The 20,693-nt window shown below is 60.7% G+C and carries 19 protein-coding genes; 13 read left to right on the plus strand and 6 right to left on the minus strand.

The features are described from left to right. Positions 1–48: 48 nt before the first annotated feature. Complete coding sequence (gene dcd / locus WCX18_RS12325) at positions 49–609, minus strand: dCTP deaminase (protein ID WP_345988275.1); 561 nt, start codon at positions 607–609, stop codon at positions 49–51. Positions 610–750: 141 nt separating this feature from the next. Here dcd and accB point away from each other — a divergent pair, with 141 nt between their 5' ends. Beyond that, positions 751–1,203, plus strand: a complete 453-nt coding sequence (gene accB / locus WCX18_RS12330) for an acetyl-CoA carboxylase biotin carboxyl carrier protein (protein ID WP_345988277.1) — start codon at positions 751–753, stop codon at positions 1,201–1,203. After that, complete coding sequence (locus WCX18_RS12335) at positions 1,203–2,543, plus strand: acetyl-CoA carboxylase biotin carboxylase subunit (protein ID WP_345988279.1); 1,341 nt, start codon at positions 1,203–1,205, stop codon at positions 2,541–2,543. The genes accB and WCX18_RS12335 overlap by 1 nt, the downstream gene beginning before the upstream one ends. A gap of 58 nt (positions 2,544–2,601) precedes the next feature. On the opposite strand, the gene WCX18_RS12340 is transcribed toward WCX18_RS12335, so the two are convergent. Next, a complete protein-coding gene (locus WCX18_RS12340) occupies positions 2,602–3,447 on the minus strand; it encodes a SurA N-terminal domain-containing protein (protein ID WP_345988281.1) in 846 nt (281 codons plus the stop codon). A gap of 207 nt (positions 3,448–3,654) precedes the next feature. Here WCX18_RS12340 and gltX point away from each other — a divergent pair, with 207 nt between their 5' ends. Further along, the gene (gene gltX / locus WCX18_RS12345; RefSeq protein ID WP_345988283.1) at positions 3,655–5,043 is read left to right on the plus strand and encodes a glutamate--tRNA ligase; all 1,389 of its coding nucleotides are present in this window, start codon (positions 3,655–3,657) and stop codon (positions 5,041–5,043) included. A gap of 13 nt (positions 5,044–5,056) precedes the next feature. Further along, positions 5,057–6,337 carry a malic enzyme-like NAD(P)-binding protein gene (locus WCX18_RS12350; protein WP_345988284.1) on the plus strand — a complete coding sequence of 427 codons (1,281 nt, stop codon included), beginning with the start codon at positions 5,057–5,059 and terminating at the stop codon, positions 6,335–6,337. A gap of 3 nt (positions 6,338–6,340) precedes the next feature. On the opposite strand, the gene WCX18_RS12355 is transcribed toward WCX18_RS12350, so the two are convergent. Genes WCX18_RS12355 through WCX18_RS12370 form a run of 4 tightly spaced genes read right to left on the minus strand, consistent with a single transcriptional unit; the run spans position 6,341 to position 13,272 of the window. Then, complete coding sequence (locus tag WCX18_RS12355) at positions 6,341–9,529, minus strand: NAD-glutamate dehydrogenase domain-containing protein (RefSeq protein WP_345988286.1); 3,189 nt, start codon at positions 9,527–9,529, stop codon at positions 6,341–6,343. 1 nt (position 9,530) lies between these two features. Continuing rightward, the gene (locus WCX18_RS12360) at positions 9,531–11,645 is read right to left on the minus strand and encodes an EAL domain-containing protein (RefSeq protein ID WP_345988288.1); all 2,115 of its coding nucleotides are present in this window, start codon (positions 11,643–11,645) and stop codon (positions 9,531–9,533) included. Further along, positions 11,642–12,568, minus strand: coding sequence for a cytochrome-c peroxidase (locus WCX18_RS12365; protein ID WP_345988290.1), 927 nt, complete (start codon positions 12,566–12,568; stop codon positions 11,642–11,644). Before WCX18_RS12365 ends, WCX18_RS12360 begins: the two co-directional genes overlap by 4 nt. 50 nt (positions 12,569–12,618) lie before the next feature. Next, the gene (locus WCX18_RS12370) at positions 12,619–13,272 is read right to left on the minus strand and encodes an MqnA/MqnD/SBP family protein (RefSeq protein WP_345988292.1); all 654 of its coding nucleotides are present in this window, start codon (positions 13,270–13,272) and stop codon (positions 12,619–12,621) included. A 109-nt stretch (positions 13,273–13,381) separates the two neighbouring features. Between WCX18_RS12370 and WCX18_RS12375 the strand changes: the two genes are divergently transcribed. From WCX18_RS12375 to WCX18_RS12415, 9 genes are all read left to right on the plus strand, one after another. Then, on the plus strand, positions 13,382–13,603 hold the full coding sequence (locus WCX18_RS12375) for a MoaD/ThiS family protein (protein ID WP_345988294.1): 222 nt from the start codon (positions 13,382–13,384) through the stop codon (positions 13,601–13,603). A gap of 3 nt (positions 13,604–13,606) precedes the next feature. Then, the gene (locus WCX18_RS12380; RefSeq protein ID WP_345988296.1) at positions 13,607–14,056 is read left to right on the plus strand and encodes a molybdenum cofactor biosynthesis protein MoaE; all 450 of its coding nucleotides are present in this window, start codon (positions 13,607–13,609) and stop codon (positions 14,054–14,056) included. Continuing rightward, complete coding sequence (gene glp, locus WCX18_RS12385; protein WP_345988297.1) at positions 14,053–15,267, plus strand: gephyrin-like molybdotransferase Glp; 1,215 nt, start codon at positions 14,053–14,055, stop codon at positions 15,265–15,267. The genes WCX18_RS12380 and glp overlap by 4 nt, the downstream gene beginning before the upstream one ends. A gap of 14 nt (positions 15,268–15,281) precedes the next feature. Continuing rightward, positions 15,282–15,884: an RdgB/HAM1 family non-canonical purine NTP pyrophosphatase gene (rdgB, locus tag WCX18_RS12390; RefSeq protein ID WP_345988299.1), complete on the plus strand. Its 603-nt coding sequence runs from the start codon at positions 15,282–15,284 to the stop codon at positions 15,882–15,884. Between the two features lie 50 nt (positions 15,885–15,934). Beyond that, positions 15,935–16,903 carry a KpsF/GutQ family sugar-phosphate isomerase gene (locus tag WCX18_RS12395; RefSeq protein WP_345988301.1) on the plus strand — a complete coding sequence of 323 codons (969 nt, stop codon included), beginning with the start codon at positions 15,935–15,937 and terminating at the stop codon, positions 16,901–16,903. Continuing rightward, positions 16,900–17,670: a pseudouridine synthase gene (locus WCX18_RS12400; protein ID WP_345988303.1), complete on the plus strand. Its 771-nt coding sequence runs from the start codon at positions 16,900–16,902 to the stop codon at positions 17,668–17,670. The genes WCX18_RS12395 and WCX18_RS12400 overlap by 4 nt, the downstream gene beginning before the upstream one ends. Continuing rightward, positions 17,667–18,065 (plus strand): secondary thiamine-phosphate synthase enzyme YjbQ, encoded by a 399-nt coding sequence (locus tag WCX18_RS12405; protein ID WP_345988305.1) that lies wholly within the window; start codon positions 17,667–17,669, stop codon positions 18,063–18,065. The genes WCX18_RS12400 and WCX18_RS12405 overlap by 4 nt, the downstream gene beginning before the upstream one ends. 2 nt (positions 18,066–18,067) lie before the next feature. Then, positions 18,068–19,258 (plus strand): replication-associated recombination protein A, encoded by a 1,191-nt coding sequence (locus WCX18_RS12410; RefSeq protein WP_345988307.1) that lies wholly within the window; start codon positions 18,068–18,070, stop codon positions 19,256–19,258. A gap of 94 nt (positions 19,259–19,352) precedes the next feature. Further along, complete coding sequence (locus WCX18_RS12415; protein ID WP_345988310.1) at positions 19,353–20,687, plus strand: MFS transporter; 1,335 nt, start codon at positions 19,353–19,355, stop codon at positions 20,685–20,687. Positions 20,688–20,693 lie beyond the last annotated feature (6 nt).

Here is a 20,693-nt window from a genome sequence, read left to right on the forward strand (position 1 = left end):
TTCTTTTTTGGGCTCCGCTTCCACGTCCCATAACGCCACTATAGCGTATTACTGTAAAATGCGTGGTAAAGTAATACCCTCTTGCCCCTGGTATTTTCCGCCCTTGTCGCCGTAGCTTGTTTCGCACATTTCGTCGCCCTGCAGGAAGAGCACCTGGGCGATCCCCTCGTTGGCATAGATCTTCGCCGGCAGCGGCGTGGTGTTGGAGATTTCGATCGTGATGTGCCCTTCGAATTCCGGTTCAAAGGGGGTCACGTTGACGATAATACCGCAGCGCGCGTAGGTGGACTTGCCCAGACAGATCGCCAGCACGTCACGGGGGATCTTGAAGTACTCGACGGTCCGCGCCAGCGCAAACGAGTTCGGCGGGACGATACAGATGTCGCCTTTGTAATCCACGACGTTCGCGTCATCAAAATGTTTCGGGTCGACCACGGTGGAGTTGAGATTCGTAAAGATCTTGAACTCGTCGCTGACGCGGATATCGTACCCGTACGAGCTCAGCCCGTAACTGACCACGCCCTTGCCGACCTGATCCTCGCAAAAAGGCGTAATCATGGCGTGTTCAAGCGCCTGTTCCCTGATCCAGCTGTCCGCCTTCAGTCCCATAAAAATCCTTCCCTGCCACGGGGCGTTTCCCGGGCGGCTTAAATTAAGTTGTGCTATTATAACGCATTAAAATTTAGGCGGCCCCGACGCGGAAAACCGACGGTTTTACGATATTTCCGGGGTCCCCAGGAGCGTTTTGACATGGATATGAGACAGATCAAGGCATTGATGCAGGAATTTGACGAGAGCGGCCTTTCCAAACTGAAGATCACCAAAGAAGGGTTCGAGATGGAACTGGAAAAAGTCATCGGTGCCGTCGCGGCACCGGTAGCCGCCCCTGCACCGGTCGCAGCACCGGTCGCCGTCGCGGCGGCAGCACCTACTCCGGCAGCAGCTCCGGCCCCTTCTGTCAGCGGTGACGAGATCCTCTCCCCGATGGTCGGGACCTACTATGCGGCACCGTCACCGGATTCCGCGCCGTTCGTCAAAGTCGGCGACACCATCAAAAAAGGGCAGGTCATCGCGATCCTCGAAGCGATGAAGATCATGAACGAACTCGAAGCGGAATTCGACTGCAAAATCCTTGACGTGCTCGTCTCCGACGGCCAGGCGGTCGAGTACGACATGCCGCTCTTCGTGGTAGAGAAGCTCTGATGGCAGAGATCAAGCGTATCCTGGTCGCAAACCGCGGCGAGATCGCCCTGCGTGCTATCCGTACCATCAAAGAGATGGGGAAGGAAGCCGTCGCCGTCTACTCCAAAGGGGACAAAGGCGCTTCCTACCTCGAGCTGGCCGACGCCGCCATCTGTATCGGCGAAGCGCCGAGCAGCGCAAGCTACCTCAATATCCCCGCCATCATCTCCGCCGCGGAAGTGAGCGGCTGTGATGCCATCTTCCCGGGTTACGGCTTTCTGAGCGAGAACCAGCATTTCGTCGAGATCTGTGCCCACCACGGCATCAAGTTCATCGGGCCGACGCCGGAAGTCATGGTACTGATGTCGGACAAGTCCAAAGCCAAAGACGTCATGATCTCCGCAGGCGTCCCGGTCGTCCCGGGAAGCGACGGCGCCATCACCGATATCGAGGACGCGAAAAAACGCGCCCGCGAAGTCGGCTACCCGGTCATCCTCAAAGCCGCCCAGGGCGGCGGCGGGCGCGGGATGCGCGTCGTCGAGGATGAAAGCTACCTCGAGAACGCCTTCCTTGCCGCCGAATCCGAAGCGATCACCGCGTTCGGCGACGGCACCATCTATATGGAGAAGTTCATCCTGAACCCGCGCCATATCGAGGTGCAGATCATGGCGGACAGCCACGGCAACGTCATCCACGTCGGCGAGCGCGACTGCTCCATGCAGCGCCGCCATCAGAAGCTCATCGAGGAGTCCCCGGCGGTCGTACTGACCCCGGAAGTCCGCGAACGCCTCCATGCCGCCGCCGTCCGCGCCACGGAGTTCATCAAGTACGAAGGTGCGGGGACCTTCGAGTTCCTGCTCGATGCGAACCTCGACTTCTACTTCATGGAGATGAACACCCGTCTGCAGGTCGAACACACCGTTTCCGAAGAGGTGAGCGGCCTCGACCTCATCGAGCTGATGATCCAGGTGGCCGAAGGCAAGAGCCTGCCGAAGCAGGAGGAGATCGTCCTCAAGGGTCACGCCATCGAGTGCCGTATCACGGCCGAGGATCCTATCAAGTTCCTGCCGTGCCCCGGAAAGATCAGCGAATGGATCGCGCCGGGCGGTATCGGCGTGCGTATGGACACCCACGCGCATGCGGGCTACATCGTTCCGCCGACCTACGACTCCATGATCGGCAAACTGATCGTCTATGGACGCGACCGTGACCATGCGATCAAACGCATGCACCGTGCGCTGAGTGAATTCACCATCAGCGGTATCCGCACGACGATCCCGTTCCACATCAAAATGATGGAGAACGACGACTTCATCTCCAACAACTTCGATACGAAGTACCTCGAGAACTACAAAGGGTAAGGCCTCCGGCCCTACCCGCTTTCACCCGCAAACAACACGACGCTTTGGTAGCACTTCCCTATTGCCGGTCCGGCAGACGGACGATGGTGATCTCCGCATTCAGGCGGGCACGGTCGAAATAATCCTTGAGGGTCTGTTCGCGCGCATCGTCCATCATCTCCTCCTGAACCTGTGCCTTGACCGTCTCAAACGGCTGCATCACCGGGAGGCTCTTGTTGCGGACATAGAAAGAGGCAAAGCCCCCTTTCGGGTCGGTCAGTATCGGCGTGAAGGCACCGATCTCCGTTTTGATCAGCAGCGCGGCGAGCTGCGGTTCGATCTTTTCATACGGCAGCGACGCCTCCTGCATCGTCACCTCCGAAAGCATCAGCATCGGGTTGTCCATCTTGCGTTTCAAAACGCCCTGTCCGGGGGCATGGTAAACGGTCACGTCAAAGCTCTCCGGGTGAGAGAATTTGTCCGAGTGCAGGCGGTAATACTCCTGCATCTCCGCATCGCCGGGCTCCTCCATATTGGCCATCGCGATCGCCCCGTAGAGCTTCTGGGTCAGCATCGACTTTTTGAGCTTGGCTTCAAAATCCGTGCGGCTCAGGTGCTCGGTCTGCCAGACCGCATCGAAAAGCTGGGCCGTCGTCATGTTGTTCTGTCCGGCGATCTGCTTGATGCGCTCCTGCAGCTCGGTCTCGGTGACGCTGAGCTCACGCTGGGCGACCTCCTGGGCCTCCAGTTTTTCGCGGATCAGCAGGTCAACGGCCTGCGCCTGCGTCATGCCGTTCTCCTGCATCTTCTGCGTGATGGCGTAGAGGGTGATCGGCTCCTCCTTGACAAGGATGGCGACGCCGTCGACCATCCGGGCGTACAACGCCACGGTAAAGAGTATGAAAAGCAGTGCTGTTTTTTGCAAAGAGATCTCCTGATTGAAAGGCACCATTTTACCCGCTTTTGTTGAATGGACGCTCCGGCGCCCGTTTTTCGCCCCACGCGGCACCATCCGCGGGCGCATTTCCCGCTCCGCTTTTGAAAAAACCGGAAACGCTGCCGCCGCGCCGCGCTTTTCCTACCTCCAAACCGTAATGAGTTATAATGGCGCCAAAAAAAAGGTTTGTATACCATGGTTGTCACCCGCTTCGCTCCCAGCCCGACCGGATACCTGCATATCGGGGGGCTGCGCACCGCGCTCTTCTCCTGGCTCTGGGCCCGCCGCAACGGCGGGAAATTCGTTCTGCGTATCGAAGACACCGACCAGAGCCGCAACAACGAAGACGCGGCCCAGGCGATCGTCGATGCCTTCGAATGGATCGGCCTCGAACACGACGGCGAGATCCTCTACCAGTCACGGCGCACGGGTGTCTACCAGATGTATATCGAACAGCTCCTCCAGGAGGGCAAGGCGTACAAATGCTATATGAGCAAAGAGGAGCTTGATGCCCTGCGTGAAGCGCAGACGGCACGCAAAGAGCGCCCGCGCTACGACGGCCGCTACCGTGACTTTACCGGCACGCCGCCGGAGGGGGTCGCCCCCGTTATCCGCATCAAGGCGCCGACCGAGGGGACCATCACCGTCTTTGACGGCATCAAGGGCGAAGTCACCTTCAACGTCGACGACATCCTCGACGACTTCATTATCGCCCGCGCCGACGGGAGCCCGACCTACAACTTCGTCGTCGCCGTCGACGATGCGCTGATGGGTATCAACGAAGTCATCCGCGGGGACGACCACTTCTCCAATACGCCCAAACAGCTCGTCGTCTACGAGGCGCTGGGCTTCAAAGCCCCCGCGTTCTACCACGTGCCGATGATCCACAACAGCGAAGGCAAAAAGCTCTCCAAGCGCGACGGCGCAACGGACGTGATGGAGTACAAGCGCCAGGGCTACCGCCCCGAAGCGCTGCTCAACTTCCTCGTGCGCCTGGGGTGGAGCCACGGCGACCAGGAGATTTTCTCCATCGACGAGATGAAAAGACTCTTCGATCCGAACAATATCAACAAGTCGGCGTCTATCTACAATACCGAAAAGCTCGACTGGCTTAACGCCCATTACATCAAGAACCTCGCCAACGAGGCGCTGGCCCGCGAACTGACCCCCTTCGGCGTCGACCTGAACGCCCACGATAAAAAAGAGATCCTGCTTGACGCCCTCAAAGAGCGTGCCAAGACGCTCGTCGAACTCGCCGAGATGGTCAAAGAGGTTCTGACCGCACCGGCCGCCTACGATGAAAAGGCTTTCAAAAAAGCGGTCAAACCCGACTCGAGAGCCGTCCTGGAAGCCTTCGCCGCCAAAGTAGAGGCCGCCGACGGCCTCCATCTCCCGACCGACTACCACGCCCTGATGGAAACGGTCGTCTCCGAGATGGAAATCGGCTTCGGCAAGATCGGCATGCCGCTGCGCCTGGCCCTGATGGGCAAACTCTCCGGCCCGGGCGTCGATACCATCATGGCGGCGATCGGCCGTGAGGAGACCCTCGCACGCATCGCCGGACTGACGGCACAACTCGACTGAAAAAGGAGTTCCCATGGCCAACCCGCTTACCAATGACGAGGCCCTCGCCTACCACGCCGAACCCACCCCCGGGAAACTCGGTATCAGCGTCACCAAATCCTTCAAAAGCCAGCGGGACCTCTCCCTCGCCTATACCCCCGGGGTCGCCGTACCCTGCCTTGCCATCGAGCAGAACCCCGACGACGCCTACCGCTATACCGCCAAGGCGAACCTGATCGGGGTCATCTCCAACGGCACCGCGGTCCTGGGACTCGGCGATATCGGCGCACAGGCTTCCAAGCCCGTCATGGAGGGGAAAGCCGTCCTCTTCAAAAAGTTCAGCGACCTGGATGCCTTCGACATCGAGGTTGATACGAAAGATATCGAGCGCTTCTGCAGCGTCGTCGAGGCGATCGCCCCCACGTTCGGGGGCATCAACCTCGAGGATATCAAGGCACCGGAGTGCTTCGAGATCGAGAAACGGCTTGTCGCCCGGCTCGATATCCCCGTGATGCATGACGATCAGCACGGGACCGCCGTTATCAGCGCCGCGGGCATCATGAACGCCTGCCGCCTGACGGGGCGCGACATCAAGAGCCTGCGCATCGTGATCGTCGGAGCCGGGGCCGCAGCGATCAGCTGCGCCCGCCTCTACCGCTACCTGGGTGTGGAGAACATCATCCTGATCGACTCCAAGGGCGTCGTCCATACGGGCCGCAGCGACCTCAATGCCTACAAAACGGAGTTTGCCATCAAGGTGCCCGCCAGCCAGAGTGACGCCTTCGAAGGCGCCCACGTCGTCGTCGGCCTCTCGCGCCCGGGCACCTTCAGCACAGACGATGTCAAGCGCATGGCCGAAAACCCGGTGGTCTTCACCCTTGCCAACCCCACCCCGGAGATTATGCCGGAACTGGTGCGCGAGGCCCGTCCCGACGCCATCGTCGCCACCGGGCGCAGCGACTTCCCCAACCAGGTCAACAACGTCCTGGGCTTCCCCTTCATCTTCCGCGGGGCCGTCGACGTACGCGCCAAAGCGATCAATACGGAGATGAAGATCGCCGCCGCCGAAGCGCTGGCGCGCCTGGCCCGGACGGAAGTCCCCGCCTACCTGAACGAACTCTACGGTACCGAACTTACCTTCGGCCGTGACTACCTCATCCCCAAACCCTTCGACAGGCGTCTGATCGTCGAGGTCTCCAGCGCCGTCGCCGCGGCGGCGCTCCACACGGGCGTCGCCCGTATCGGTGACTTCGATATCGATGCCTACCGCAAAGCACTCGCCGAGCGTATCTGCGTCGACTGCCAGCCCGAATAGGCGCTAGATCACCGACGTCATCAACAGGTTGACCAGGAGGGTCACGTCCCGCAGGGACGGCTTCTGGTTCGCCTCCAGCGCCGCGATCGATTCCAGAATATCGGCAAAGGCTTCCCGGTCGTTGGTCAGGAAGTTCTCGAACGCTTCCAGCGGCGGTTCGTTGATGCGCTGGAACGCGAGAATGCGGTTCGTATAGTGCACGGCGATATACTCGACGAACTGCAGCAGCTGCCGCCGGAGACTGAGGTCCCGTTCGTCTTTGAGATCGAGGGCATTGAGGATGGTGATGATCCGCAGAATCGCAAACCGTTCGATGACCAGGTAGAAAAGCGTCGCGACATCGCTGAATGAGTGTTTGCTCTGCTCTTTGGTAATGATGACCGCGACCGCGAAGCGGAGGTAATCCAGTACGTCGAAGAATCGGTTGAAGGTGTCGTTCCCCTCGATCAGCATCCGCGGCTGTTTCGGTTTGATCTTCGAGAGCATGTCGAAGAGCTCCTCCCTGTGCTCGATGAAATGGAGGCTGTCGATCGATTCGACATCGACATATTTGACCATCCAGCGTGTCGCGAAGTTGAGGACGTGTTCGATCTGGTCCAGCAGGGCATACTGCTGCCGTACCGGCATGGTGTAGTCGGAACGGAAGATCGTGTGGCGGATGTCGTTCGCCCCGAAGAGGGCGTTACAGATCAGGTAGGCGCGGATCTTCGTCAGGAAACGCGCTTTCCCCAGCCGCCGGAAGTCACTGACGAAAGAGACCCCCTGGTTGTTGATGACCATGTCGGCGATCATCGTCGCGATGATCTGGCGGCGCAGCGGGTGGTGGCGGATCTCCTCCTCGTACGCACTGACAAAGGCCTTGGGAAAATATTTGTACAGATAGCGATGGGCGAACTGCTCGTCGATCAATTCCGTATCGATGATCAGCTGCTTGATAAAGATCTTCGCGTAGGAGAGCAGCGAGCCCAGGATCGGCCGTACGATCCCCCCCTCGGCGGAGAGCACCTCGAAGATATTCTCTTTTTTCGGGATAAAGAAGTCACGGCGGTTGAAGACCGGGTTCTCCTCGGCGATGACGTCGATCGCCTCCTGGAAATCCTCCAGGTAGATCCGGCTGAGCTGTTCGTCGCGGGAGATCGCCAGCGCCTGGCGGTAGCAGCTCCACAGAACGCTGTTCTCCACCTGCTCGCCGTGGCGCCCGAGCACTTCGGTGCGGCTCTGCTGATCGAGCAGCCCTTTCCGGCTCAGTGCCTCGAGCAGGATCTTGATATTGACCTCGTGGTCGGAGGTGTCCACCCCGCCGGCATTGTCGATGCCGTCAAGGTTGATTTTGCCGCCGCCCAGGGCATATTCGATGCGGGCGCGCTGGGTGAAGCCGAGGTTCCCCCCTTCGCTGACGGCGAAACAGCGCAGCTGCGCGGCGTTGATCCGCACCGATTCGTTCTGCTTGTCCCCCAGTTCGAAGTCGCTCTCCTCAGAGTGTTTCACATAGGTGCCGACCCCGCCGTTGAACAGCAGGTCGACCTTCATGCACAGCAGCGCCCGGGCCAGCTCCTCCCCGCTCATGTAACGCGCCTGGGTCTGGAGCATCCGGCGTATCTCTTCGCTGAGCGGGATCGCCTTGTCGCTTCGGTTCCAGACCCCGCCCCCCGCGGAGATCAGCTCCCTGTTATAGGCCCCCCAGCTGCCGTCCTTGGACCCGAAGAGACGCTTGCGCTCCTCGTACGCCTCCTGCGGCGAGGGGTTCGGATCGACGAAGATCTCCCGGTGTGAGATCGCGCCGAGCAGTTTGAACGCCCGTGAGAGGAGTACCCCGTTGCCAAAGACGTCGCCGTTCATCGACCCGATGCCGACGACGGTGATGGGGTCGTTGTAGAGGTCGATGCCGCGCTCGAGGAAGAAGCGCTGTGTCGAGCGCATGGCCCCCTTGGCCGTGATCCCGATGGCCTTGTGGTCGTACCCGTTGCTTCCGCCGCTGGCAAAAGCATCCCCCAGCCAGAACCCCCGTCTGAGTGCGATGGCATTTGCCGTATCGCTCATCGCCGCCGTGCCCTTGTCCGCCGCGACGACGAAGTAGCTGTCCTCCCCGTCGTAGGCGACGATCCGGTCGTCATGCACGGCTTCGCCTTCCACGACGTTGTCGACGAGATCCAGCAGGTTCTCGATAAAGGTGCTGTAGATCTCGCTGAAGAGCTCCTTGGTGATCTCGCTGCGCGGCCGGTCGATGACGAAGCCGCCTTTGGCGCCGTCGGGGATGATGATCGCGTTCTTCCCCTCCTGGGTTACCATCAAGGAGCGTACCTCGCTGCGGTAGTCGTCGTACCGTTCGCTCCAGCGTAACCCCCCGCGGCTGACGGGACCCATCCGCAGGTGTACGCCACGGAAATCCTGGTGGTAGACGAAGGCCTCGATGCGCGGCTGGATGCCGTGGAGATGTTCGGCAAACTTCGACATATCGAGCTTGAACGCGATCGCGCTGCGGTCCAGATAAAAGTTGGTCCGGCTCATGGCGCCGAGCATTGCGAAGAGGAGCTTGAGGATCCTGTCATCCATGATGTCCGGGACGGCTTTGATCGCCTCGGCGATGATCCCCTCTATTTCCGTACTTTTCTGCGCCCGCGTCTTGGCCTCCGGGTTGAAACGCGCGGCGAAATAGTGCAGCAGCATGGCCGAAAGTTCGTCGTGCCGCGTTACCGTGTGGAGGATCGTCTCGAAATTGATCGACGGCACGGCCTGGTTGATGTACTCGATAAAGGAGCGCAGCAGCGTCACCTGGCGCAGGCTCAGGTTCTGCTTGTAGACCAGCGAATAGATGCGGCAGCTGCTGAAGGTCCGCCCCAGCAGCGAATCGGTGATGACCGACTCGATATTCGTTTTGGCCCGGGAGAAGGCCTCCGTGTCATCGACCTGCAGGTTGAAGCGGCAGACATGGACCGGCTTCTTCTCCGGTTCAACCGTATAGGTCACCTCGTCCACCACCACGAAGGCGAAATCATGCAGGATCGGGGTGATGTCGGAGAGCAGCAGCTGCTCTCGGGAATAGAGCCGTACCGCGGCCTTGCCTTCGGCCTGCGTGATCTGTGTGACGATGGGGGACTGCCGCAGCGCGTTCAGCAGTTCCTCCCCGATCTCCAGGTCCTGGGGATGCAGCAGCTGCGAACAGACCGCGCCGAGCTGGTTTTCAGGGCTCATGTTAACTCCTTGTATTGCATGTCACTCCCTCCGGCGACGGTGCGGGATGGCCGTAGTAGTACCCCTGTCCGTACTCGACGCCCATCGTTTCCAGCACGGCAATCGTCGCTTCATCCTCGACGAATTCCGCGACGATCTCGAAACCGAGCTGCTTGGCGAAACGGACGATGGTCTTGACGGTATGCTTGGTCATCTCGTCCCCGACCACCTTCGAGATCAGCGAACCGTCGATCTTCAGAATGTCGATATCCAGCTCCATCAGGTAGGCGAAGTTGGAGTAGCCGACGCCGAAATCGTCAATGGCGACCCGGCAGCCGTACGCCTTGACCCGTTTGATAAACGCTTTGACCGATTCGAGGTCGTCAAGCTCTTCGCTTTCGAGCAGTTCGATATCCAAACGGCCGGCACGCTCTTTGTAGGTCTCCAGCACGGAGAGCAGCATCGAGACCATCTTTTCGTCGGCCAGGTCGCGCATCCCGAGGTTGATGGCGAAACGGGTATCGTACCCCGCCATCGCCTCGAAAACCTTCTGCACCATGACCGCGGTGATCCGGCGGTAATAGGGGGTCTGCATCGCCGTTTTCAAAAAGGCCGCCGGACCGCTGACGGCGCCGTCGCTCCCCACCATCCGCACCAGGGCTTCATACTTGGCGACCTCGCCGCTTTTCAGCCGCACGATAGGCTGGAACCACGGCACGATGGCGTCGCGGTCGAGGGCTCTTTTGAGCTCATGGGCCGTGGCAATGTTCCTGGCCGCCTGTTCTTTGAGATGCAGCTCCTCCGAGAAGACCAGCACCCCTTCGCTGTGACGCGCTTTGTCGTACTTGAGGATCAGGTCCGCATTCTCCAGCAGCGGCGCCACGCTGTTGACTGCGACGGAAACGGTCAGGTAGACCTCGATATCGTCCACGAAGAAGGTGTACCCCTCGATGCTTTTTTTCAGCATTACGGCCATCTGACGAGCACGCTCGGCGTCAATCCCCTGGAGCACCACGCCGAATTCATCCCCTCCCAGACGGAAGTAGTGGGGGCGGTACGGCTCCAGGACCGGCTGGCGGATCAGCAGGCCGATCTCTTTGAGGATCGCATTGCCGGCGGCACTGCCGTAAAAGTCGTTGACATGCTTGAAACGGTCCAGGTTGAGCAGCAGCAAATACGGAGATTCGAACTGCGTCTGTAGCTGTTCGAAGCGGCTGCGGCTGAGCAGTCCCGTCAGCTGGTCATGGCTGATCGCATGGCGCAGTTCCCCTTCAAGCTTACGCAGACGGCGGTTCTCATTCCCGGCATGGACCAGCAGGCCGATAACCAGGATCAGGGCCGTCAGGAAAAGCGCCGCCAGGATGACGACGAAACGGTCGAGCATCTCGTAATCCCGCTTCGCCTCATCGAGGAAGTTCGTTTCCAGTTCGACGATCCGCCGGTCGAGGTCGAAGGTTTCGATGCGGTTGACGTTCTGCACGAATCCCGGATAGTTTGCGGCGATATAATGCACGTGCAGCATGAAACTCCGGATCAGGGCCGCCTGCTCTTTGGACATGCCCGAAAGAAACCCCAGCGGTTCCACCTCTTCATTGAGATCGCCGAGGAAAGTGGCATCGAAAAGTATCCGGGCCTGGGAGACCTCCGCGATGATGGAGAGGATACGGGCATAGGTCACCGGATCGTCTTCGAACAGTTTCACTTTCTGCGCCGAAAGCGAGGTGATGTAGACAAAGGAGTTCTTGATCCCGGCGTTAAGCATCATAAAGTCGCCGATCATCGTTTCGTATCGGTTCAGCGCTTCACCGAGACGCACCAGAGAGCGGTAGCTCTGCCGGTAGGCATCGCGCTGCAAAAACGCGTTTTTGCGCAGCGCCTCGAACTCATGCTTCAGCGTATCGAGATCCCCCGTGATTTCGTCCTGGTTGGAATAGGCGAAGAGGGAACTGCGAAGGATCTCGTAGTTGAGCCGGTGGTAGTTGCGGTCGATCGTATGAAAATGACCCCGCACCTCCCGGAAGTTGTACTCGACATGGCGCTGCGACAGGTAGAAATAGAGCAGGAGCGAAAACGACCCCACCCCGGCCGCAAGCGCCAGGAAGGGTTTCCAGCCGATCTGCCGGAGCAGCGCACTCATCGCAGCACTTCCGGACGCTCGCCGGTCAGCGTTTTGAGGAACGCCACGATCGCCTTGACGTCCTTGTCGCTCAATTCGACCCCGAGGTTGTGGTAGCTCATCTTCTGCACCGCGTCGGTCAGGGTCTTGGAGGAGGCGTCGTGGAAATAGGGCGCCGTCAGGGCGATGTTGCGCAGGGTCGGAACCTTGTAGACATTCACATGACTGCGTTTGTTCGTAATGGCATGCAGGTCCGGAGCCGCTTCGTCGTGTTCATAGGGGACGAAGAGCCCCATCTTCTGGAAAGAGTTCCCCCCGATGTTGATCCCGTTGTGGCAGGTGATGCAGCCGTAGGCCTTGAACCGCTGGTATCCCTCCTGCTCCAGCGGGGAGAGGGTGGTTTCCCCCCGCAGGAAGCGGTCGAAGGGGCTGTCGGGCGTCACCAGCGCCTTTTCGAACTCGACGATCGCATCGATCACCTGCTCATAGGTGACCCCCTTTTCCCCGTAGACGGCGGCAAAGGCGTTAACGTAGGCGGGGTCCGCGTTGAGGCGCTGGGTAACCGTGGCACTCTCCATTCCCATTTCGACGGGGTTGTGGATCGGCCCGCTGGCCTGCTCCGTGAGCGATTCCGCGCGCCCGTTCCAGAACTGCTTGAAGTTGTAGCGGGCGTTGTACACGGTCGGCGACTGGACGTTGCCCGTTTTCCCCCCGACCCCGATGGAGACCGGGCGGGGGTCGGCGCCGCCGTAATTGAAGCTGTGACAGGTGGCACAGGCCACCGTTTTGTCGCTGGAAAGCAGGGTTTCGCTGAAGAGCTTCTTCCCCAGCGCCGCCTTGGCCGGATCATACGCCACATGCCGGGGAAGCGGCTCGATGGGTTCCTGCCCCATCGCAAGCGTTGAAAAGGCCGATAAAACGATCGCAGCGAACCAGTATTTCATGAGGTCGAGTATAGCATAAGCGTCCCCCGCTTATTAAACGAAACCCAGGTTCAGCGCCCCTTTTCCGTCAGGCGCCAGAAAAGGCGGAGACTGCGGCGGGCACGGTGGTCCAAACGGTAGTGGATCCCCTCCAGGTAGGCGAGGATATCCTGCGGCCGGACGCCGGTACGCGCGGAAGCGCGCTTGAGCAGGTACTGCGGGATCTTCTGGCGGCGGCGGGCAAAGGCACGGCCGAGCCGCTGCATCTGTTTTTCGTTCGCCTGGTACGACAGCAGTCCGAAAACAAAAGGGAGGCCGTAGCGTTTGTGCCACTCTTCGGCTAGGTCCAGGGCCTCGACGCCCTCCAGGTAGGCCCGCAAAGCGGGATCGCCGATGAGAACCCTCCCTTCATGCCCCAGCACCCGGACCAGGGCGTTTGAGGTTTCCGAGGCCGTGTCCGTCTGAGGCGTTTCGGACGGCAGCAGCAGCACGCTCTGCACAGGGCCGTCGGCGATGATCCCCAGGTTCAGGTGCTTCTGCCCCTTGGCACGGATGCTGGAGATGAACGCGGCATCGATCTTGCGCATCCGGTAGGCGCGGTTGATGGCGGAAGGCACGTTCGAACCGTGGCGCAGCATCATCTGCGACTGCGACGAACGTACATAGCGTTTCATAAAGACGTGAAACGGCAGCAGATTCAGGTATTCGATCCGGCCAAAACGCATATTGCCTCCTGAAATAAAGCTAACAATTATACGGCGCCTCCTCTGAAATAACCCGCCCTCAACTCCGCTTTGTTATAATCACGGACTTGTTTTCATAAGGATTGTGAATATGGTTCGTATCGAATTCCTGGGGCCGATCAGCAAACCGGCCATCGAGATGGAAGCCGCCACCCTGGCCGACGTCGCCAAGGCCCTGCGCGAGGACGCGGAACTCGCCCCCTGGCTGGAGAACAGCGCCGTCGCCGTCAACGACACCCTCGTCTCCGGCCTCGAGACCCCGCTGAAATCCGGGGACAAAGTCTCCCTGCTTCCGCCGGTCTGCGGAGGCTGAGGGGTGCTGAAGCTCTATGACGGGGCACTCGACGTGCCCGCACTGCTGACACGCTGGTATGAAGAGGAGGCGCAGAGCAACTACGGCGCCTACATCCCCTTCGTCGGGACCGTCCGCGACGAGAACGGCATCGAAGGGCTGAGCTTCGACATCTACGAACCGATCCTAAACAGCTGGTTCGACGCCTGGCAGGAGAAAGCCGCCGAGCGGGGTGCCGTACTGAAGATGGCCCACAGCCGGGGCGACGTCCTGCTGCACGAGTCCTCCTATATCGCTGCCGTCTTCTCCCCGAAACGCCGCGTCGCGCTGGAGATGATCGAGGAGTTCGTCGAGGATTTCAAAGCCAGCGCTCCCATCTGGAAATATGACCTCGTAAACGGTGAACGCATCTATGCCGACGACCGCTCCACGGCCATCAAAGGCAGCGGGCTGTTGGCCGGGGGTGACGCGTGAGTTTCCTCTCCTATTCTGAATCCGTCGACCGCCTGCTCTCCCTCGACACCGGCCGCGTCCGTGTCGAAAAGGTCGCCCTGCCCGACGCACTGGGGCGTATTCTCGCCGAGCACATCGTCGCCGACGAAGATTACCCCCGCCATCCGACGGCCTCCATGGACGGCTACGCCATCGTGGCCGCCGACCAGACGCAAGGCACGATCGCCCTGGCCCACAGTGACAACCCCGCGGGCAGCGACGGCCGCGAAGCCGTCCGCAGCGGCATTGCCGTCAAGACCTTTACGGGCGCCAAGATGCCCGAGGGTGCCGACACCCTCATCCCCATCGAGAACGTCACGGTCGAAAACGGTGCCATCCGAATCGACACCGCCGTACGCGAAGGGTTCAGCGTCCGTCCCGTCGGCGAGAGCTATTTCAAAGACGAGATCCTCATCCCCGCCGGCACGGCCATCGGCTATGCCGAGATCGGGGTGATGGCGGGACTGAACCGTGTCATGATCCCCGTCGCCCGCCGCCCCCGCGTCGGCGTCCTCTCGACCGGCAGCGAGATCCTCGACCTCGGCGAACCCGAACGCACCGATTCGCAGATCCGCAGCTCCAACAACTATACCCTCGCCGCACTGGCGCAAAGCGCGGGTGCGGAAGTCGTCCAGCTCGGGACCGCCGAGGATGACCGCGACAGCATTACGGCCGCCTTCGAGAATGCGCTCGCGTGCAGCGATATCGTCGTCAGTACCGGCGGGGTCAGCGTCGGCGACTACGACTTCGTCAAGGATGTCGTCCCCGCCCTCGGGGCCACCGTCATCTTCAAAGGGGTACGGATGAAGCCGGGGCAGCATGTCATGGTCGCCCAGCGCGGCAGCCAGTTCATCCTGGCCCTGCCGGGCTTCGCCTACTCCTCCACGGTCACCTTCATCCTTTACGCGCTGCCGCTCATCCGCAAAATGCTCGGGCGCGACCCCGGCCACGCCATCGTCGAAGCGACCCTGGCCGAACCGTTCAACAAGCGCTCGAACAAAAGCGAATTCACGACCTGCAACCTCCGCCTGAGCGAAGGACGCTACCTCGTCGATTTCGAAGAGAAGAAAACCGCCTCCTCCGCGGTGCTGACCAATATGCTCGGCAACGCCGCCCTGATGATCACCGACGAGAGTGACGGCCCGCTGGAAGCGGGGACCGTCGTCCGGGTCATCCGGCTCGACCGGCTGTAACGATGGGAGAGAAGATGCAACTCGTACTCGCCACATCCAATAAGGGCAAGATCCGGGAGATCGCCCAGCTCTGCGACAGCTTCGAGGTCGTCGCTTTCAGCGACCTCATCAACCTCGGAGAGATCGTCGAGGACGGCGATACCTTCGCCGCCAACGCGATGATCAAGGCGCGCACCGTCTATGACGCCCTGAACGACCCCGACGCCATCGTCCTCTCCGACGACAGCGGCATCAGCGTCGAGGCCCTGGACAACGCCCCGGGCATCTACAGTGCCCGCTACGCCGGCAAAGGCGCGACGGACAAGGACAACCTGAACAAGCTCGTCGATGCGCTCAAGGCGAAGGGGCTCACCGAATCCCCCGCCTTCTACACCGCCGCCATCAGCATCGTCTGCCGCGAAGGTGAATACACCGTCCACGGCTGGATGCACGGGAAGGTCATCGACACCCCCCGCGGCGACGGCGGGTTCGGCTACGACCCGATGTTCATCCCCCAGGGGTATGATCAGACCCTCGGTGAACTGGACGGCGAGATCAAGAAACGCATCTCCCACCGCTCCAAGGCCCTCGGCCTCGCCAAGGTCGTCCTGGCCACCATCCGCAAGGCGCGCCACTAGCGCCTGCCACATCATCCCAGCCTTAACGACATTTCAGTTATAATCCCTCTATGAAACAAAACTATATTCCCGTAGCACGCGAGGTGCTTGTCATCGAAGCCGAGACCCTGCAAAAGGCCTCGGAAGCCCTTGATGAAAGCATCAACCTCGCCGTCGACCTTATCCTCGGAACCCGCGGCAAACTGATCGTGACGGGGGTGGGAAAATCGGGCCTGATCGGCGCCAAAATCGCCGCCACGATGGCCTCGACGGGAACCCCGAGCTTCTTCCTCCACCCCACCGAAGCGCTGCACGGTGATCTGGGGATGATCGGCAAGGAGGATGCCGTTCTTGCCATCAGCTACAGCGGCGAAAGCGAGGAGCTCAGCTCCATCCTGCCGCACATCAAACGGTTCGATATTCCGCTCATCGGCCTGACGCGCAGCGCCGAATCGACGCTGGGGCGCTACAGCGACGTCCTCGTGCCCATCCGCGTCGAACGCGAAGCCTGCCCCCTCGGCGTCGCCCCGACAAGCTCGACGACCCTGACCCTCGCCGTCGGCGACGCCCTGGCGGTCTGCCTGATGAAAGCCCGGGACTTCCGGAAGGAGGATTTCGCCTCCTTCCATCCCGGCGGCAGCCTCGGCCGGAAACTCTTCGTCAAGGTCGCGGATATCATGCGTAAGAAGCAGCTGCCCGTCACCGACGAGAACACCCCGCTCAAAGAGGCCATCGTCACCATGAGCGAGGGGCGCCTGGGCGCCGTGCTGCTCACCGGCAGCGACGGCACGCTTCACGGCCTGCTGACCGACGGGGACCTGCGCCGCGCCCTGATGCTGCCCGGCTTTGACATCAATGCCCCGGCGAAAACCTATGCCACCCCCGAACCACGGACCGTCAGAGAGAGCGAGATGCTCGCCAGCGATGCCCTCGTGCTGATGGAAGAAAAGAAGATCCAGCTGCTCATCGTCACCGATGAAGCCGGGCATATCCACGGCGTGCTCCACCTGCACGACCTCGTTGAAAAGGGGATTGCATGACGCGTCTCAACAAATTTATCTCCCACCACTCCACCTATTCGCGCCGCGAGGCCGACCGCGCCATCCAGGAGGGCTACGTCCGCATCAACGGCGAGGTTGTCACCAACCCCGCCACCCAGGTCGACGAAAAGAACGACGAGGTCTACATCAGCGGGAAAAAAGTCAGTACCGTGGAGAAGATGACCGTCATCGTCTACAACAAACCCCGCGGCGAACTCGTGACCAAAAAAGACCCCCAGGGGCGCCGTACCATCTACGACACCCTGGAGAAGCCGTACAAACACTTCATTCCCGTCGGACGGCTCGACTACGCCACCGAGGGGCTGCTGCTGCTTACTGACAGCCCCCGCGTCGCTTCCGTGCTGATGCACTCCGCCCTGGAACGTGTCTACAAGGTCAAGATCAAAGGGCCTGTGACCGAAGCAATGGAGGAGGCGATGCGGGAGGGGATGCACCTTGACGATGCGTCGGCAGGTGCGCACGCCAAAAACGATATCGAGGCGATGAGCTTCGCCCCCTTTTACGCCTACCAGGTGCAGAAGAACCGCCACGACTACTCCATCCTCAAGATCGCCATCGGCGAGGGGAAAAACCGCGAGATCCGCCGTTTCTTCGCCCACTTCGGCGCCGAGGTTGCCGACCTGAAGCGCCTCTCCTACGGCGGGGTCGAGCTCAACAACCTGCCGACGGGGAAAACCCGTTTCCTTTCGCGCAACGAGTATGCCAGCCTGCGCGACTTCATCAAAGAAGAGGAGAAGAAGAAATGAAAACATTGACGCTCACCACCAAAAGCAAAACGGAGATCACCGACATTACCGACGACGTCAGGGAAGCCGTGATCACTTCGGGGGTCAAAGAGGGGATCTGCGTCATCTTTACCCCGCACACGACGACGGGTATCCTGCTCTCCGAGAACGTCGACCCGCGGCTGCAGCGCGACCTGCTGGGATCGCTCGCGCGGATCGCGCCGGACAACGTCCGTTACGCCCACGGCGGCGGCAACGCCGCGGCCCATATCAAGTCGGCGCGCACGGGGGTCAGTGTCACCGTCCCCGTCGTCGGAGGCCGCCCGCTGCTGGGCGAATGGCAGGGGGTGCTCTTTGCCGAGTTCGACGGGCCGCGCGAAGCGCGTGAAGTCATGATCAAGATCATCGCCGGCTAGGGATGGACTTCACCGCGCTGCTCCGCCCCGACTCTTTTGACGCCCTGCTGGGGCAGCCGCACCTGAGCGCCCCGGACGCGCCGCTGCGGACCCTGTGCGAAAAGAACGCTCTGGGCCACACCTTCTTTTACGGTCCCCCCGGAACGGGAAAGACCTCGATCGCCCGCATCATCGCGAAGGTAATGGACCTTCCCTTTTACGAATTCAACGCCACCTCGCTGAAGATCGAACAGCTGCGCAAGATCTTCGACCAGTACAAAAATGCGCTCACAAGGCCGCTGCTCTTCATCGACGAGGTGCACCGCCTGGCCAAGAACCAGCAGGAGGTACTGCTGCCCGTTATGGAGACTAACAGCGTGTTAGTCATCGGTGCGTCCACGGAAAACCCCTATTTTTCGCTGACGGCGGCGATGCGCTCGCGCTCGATGCTGTTTGAACTGAAGCCCGTGGACGAAACGGCGATGGCGACGATCCTGGAGAAGGCCGTCGCCCAGTCTGGATGCACCATTGAGGAGGATGCCCGCGACTACCTTATCCGCACCAGCGGAGGCGATGCCCGCGCGATGCTGAAGCTGCTGGAGTTCGCCCTGGCGATCCGCAGCAACGTGAACCGCGACCTGCTTCAGAGCCTTCGCCCCGCCGCCCAGAGCCGGGGCAGCGCCGAAGCGACGGAGCATTATGATCTCGCCTCGGCGCTGATCAAGTCGATCCGCGGCTCCGACCCCGACGCCGCCGTCTACTACCTCGCCCGCCTCATCGAGGGGGGCGAACCGCCCGAATTCATCGCCCGCCGCCTCGTCATCCTTGCCAGCGAGGACGTCGGCAACGCCAACCCCCAGGCGCTCACGCTCTGCACCTCCGCAATGACCTCCGTCAAGCAGATCGGCTACCCCGAAGCGCGCATCATCCTCGCCCAGGCCGTCATCTACCTCTGCGCCTCGCCCAAGTCCAACAGCGCCTACAATGCCATCAACGCCGCCCAGCAGGCGATCAGGAACGGCGTGCTGCTCGATCCGCCGCAAACGATCCGCCAGTTCAACGAGCACTACCTCTACCCCCACGACTTCGGCGGCTGGGTGCCGCAGGAGTACCTCACCGAACCGCTGCACTTCGTCGACTTCAAACCCATCGGCTATGAGCAGAAGATGGGGGAGTGGCTGCGTAAAATACGCGGGGACGGGGAGCCAGCTTAAACGAACAATAAAGCTACCTTCTGTACCGAAAGTAAACATACACCCTAAGTATTTCTTCTTATAATACTGGGATTTTTCCGTCCAAGGATACTTGATGAAAACCATCATGAAGAAAACCCTCCCCCTGAGTATGATCATCGGCCTGCGCTTTTTCGGGCTCTTTATCGTCCTCTCCGTGCTGTCGCAATATGCCCTGGAACTGCCGGGCGGTACGCCCTTCCTTGCCGGGGTCGCCCTGGGCGGCTACGCGCTGACGCAAGCATTTCTGCAGGTCCCCTTCGGGGCCATGAGCGACAAATTCGGCCGCAAAAAGACGATCCTCGTCGGCCTGCTGATCTTTGCCGCCGGCTCCGTGATCGCCGCACTGGCGGACAACGTCTACTGGCTCCTCTTCGGCCGCTTCCTGCAGGGTGCGGGCGCCATCGGCTCCGTCGTCACCGCGATGATCGCCGACCAGGTCCGTGAAGACGAACGCGCCCACGCCATGGCCGTCATGGGGATGGTCATCGCCATGAGCTTCGCCGCCTCGATGATCATCGGGCCGCTCGTCGCCGGCGTCTGGTCCGTCTCCGCCCTCTTCTGGCTGACGGCGATCCTCTCCGTCACGGCACTCGTCATCCTTTTCACCGCCGTACCGGAACCGCCGCAGATCGTCCACCACTACAGTGAGGACGAAGCGCAGATCAAGCACGTCTTCAAGGACAAGGAACTGGTGCGCATGTACATCACCTTCCTCTTTCACAGCTCGACGATGGCGATCGCCTTCTTCCTTATTCCGATCATTATGAAACAGCAGTTCGAAATGAGTACGATGGAGTTCTGGAAGGTCTACCTCCCCGCCGTTATTTTCGGGATCCTTGCGATGGGGCCGGCGGCCGTCTTCGGCGAGAAATACGCCAAGGGCAAGCAGATCTTCCTTATCTCCATCGGCTTCATTATCGCGGCCTTCGCGCTGATGGGCTTTACAACCTCTTTCTGGGCCTTCACCGTCGGTGCCGTCTTCTTCTTCATCGGCTTCAACATGTTCGAACCGCTGCTCCAGAGTTTCGTCAGCAAGTTCGCCAAGGTGCACCAGAAGGGTGCGGCGCTGGGCGTCGCCAACACCTTCGCCTACGTCGGCATCTTCGTCGGCGGCGCCCTGGGCGGGGCGCTCTACCAGCACTACTCCAAAGAGGGGGTCGCGCTCTTCGTCATGGGTGCATCAGTGCTCTGGTTCCTCTGGATCCTCGGCATGCGCAACCCGGGGCTGCGCGCAACCGTTTTCCTCGACTTCGATGCCTATGACAAGGCCAAGGTGCCGTCGCTCAAGGGGATGGAAGGGATCTCCGATTTCTATGTCAACGAGACCGAAAGCCTCATTATCATCAAATACGATGCCGAGCTCCTCACCGAAGAGGGACTCAAAACCCTTATGCTCAAAGCGGCCTGACGCCGC

This window comes from Sulfurimonas sp. HSL1-2, assembly GCF_039645565.1.
Classification (GTDB): Bacteria; Campylobacterota; Campylobacteria; order Campylobacterales; family Sulfurimonadaceae; genus Thiomicrolovo; species Thiomicrolovo zhangzhouensis.